The organism is Actinoplanes sp. G11-F43 (assembly GCF_050589265.1).
In the GTDB taxonomy this organism is placed as follows: domain Bacteria; phylum Actinomycetota; class Actinomycetes; order Mycobacteriales; family Micromonosporaceae; genus Actinoplanes.
Genome location: NZ_JBNZCE010000096.1, coordinates 1 through 1,433 on the forward strand (window position 1 = coordinate 1; position 1,433 = coordinate 1,433).

The window sequence follows — 1,433 nt, forward strand, 5'->3', positions numbered from 1 at the left end:
CCTGGACTCAACGGAGCTTCGTCCATATCCGACACGCCAACGCAGGCACCGTCACTCACCGCCACTATCGATCATGAAACGGCCGTGGGCCGCCTCGTGGGACCAGATGTGGTGTCCAGGATGGATATAGATCAAGTTACCGGATATTTCGATCTTGTACATGGCGGGCTGACCTTGTCGACGGATAAGCTATCCCAATACGGCTTCAGTCACGGGGACAACTTCACCGTCTCAAACTTTGGAAAGAGCAGCAAGCTATGTCCGCATTGCTAGGTTCATTGCTTCAGTCTGAGCTGACGCAGCGACTATCAACAGAGGGCTGGAAGCTGGATCCCGTTGCCCGCGAGCCGCGATATTCGCACGGCGTGGGTGACGTATTCTGGCAATTTGGTTTGAACGCATCAGGAGACGGGCCGGTTTCGTTTTCACCGGCTCTAGGTGCTCGTCATCCAGAGACGAGCCGGCTTTATGTGAAGTTTCGGGGTCTGCCGCCGGAGCCTGAAGTATCCTTTGGCGTATGTTCGGTCGGCCAGGCACTTGCCGACCTCGTTCGCTGGGAAGGGCGGGGAGTCGCTATTCCGCACCGCTGGAGACTTCACGAAGAATCCGACGTTGCACGCGTCGCAGAGGTCATGGTCTCGGACCTGCTCGGTGCCGGGTTGCGCTTCCTGTCGACCTTGAGCAGCGCCGCCGACATTTTTTTGCGTTTAGAGAACGATCAGTCCAGGTACCAGGCTCTTAATGGACATTTAGCCATCATCGCAGCCCTTCTCGGCCACCAAGAGTCGGCCCTTTCGGCCTTGCGTTCTTATGCTGCGGAGGCTAATCGCCAGCAAGATCCTGCTCGATCGTCCACTTGGAACTTCATCTCTTCGTATGTAGACCACTTTGGAATTGGTGACGATCTGATTTCCAGATGACCATCTTCCGGGAGAGTCATTCCAAATCTCATCGACATTCACGGATGTGATGTTGAGTGAGACTTAGGGTGTTGTAGGCCGGGCGTCGGCTGTCCGGAATGGATACAGCGGCCGGGATCCCATAGATCATCTTGCGTGACGAAGTTGATCGAGGTATGGCCGCTGCGCTGCGCCAGTATGACAGGGCTGTCCGCCGACCGGTTCAGCAACCTGATCGGCCGGGTCCGGGAGATCGTCGGTGTCGAGTGGGAGAAGCCGGCGGTCGGACGGCCGCACGTGTTGCCGCTGCCCACAGCGGTGATCGCGGCGCTCTTCGGGTTACGGCACAACCTGTCCGACGAGGTTCTCGGCGAGATCTTCGGCTGTTCGCAGGCCACGATCACCCGCTACACCAGACCCTGCAGCCGATCCTGCGCTGGGTCACAGGGCCTTTGCAAGGTAGAGGTTTGACCGTTTCAAGCGATTCCGAGGAGTTGTAGGGATCGGTGCGGCTTTCTGCTGTTGTGGCGGAGA

3 protein-coding genes are annotated in these 1,433 nt (G+C 57.9%); all 3 read left to right on the forward strand.

The features are described from left to right. Nucleotides 1–273 (forward strand): hypothetical protein (locus tag ACQ0O7_RS45065; protein ID WP_430792092.1); only part of this gene is annotated, 273 nt, incomplete at its 5' end. Next, complete coding sequence (locus ACQ0O7_RS45070) at nt 258–920, forward strand: hypothetical protein (RefSeq protein WP_430792093.1); 663 nt, start codon at nt 258–260, stop codon at nt 918–920. The genes ACQ0O7_RS45065 and ACQ0O7_RS45070, both read left to right, overlap by 16 nt. A gap of 135 nt (nt 921–1,055) precedes the next feature. Beyond that, on the forward strand, nt 1,056–1,370 hold the full coding sequence (locus tag ACQ0O7_RS45075) for a transposase family protein (RefSeq protein WP_430792094.1): 315 nt from the start codon (nt 1,056–1,058) through the stop codon (nt 1,368–1,370). Nucleotides 1,371–1,433 lie beyond the last annotated feature (63 nt).

What these genes read in the sequence shown, in the direction of transcription:
- ACQ0O7_RS45070 (WP_430792093.1), top strand. Translation starts at nt 258, where the DNA reads ATGTCCGCATTGCTAGGTTCATTGCTTCAGTCTGAGCTGACGCAGCGA.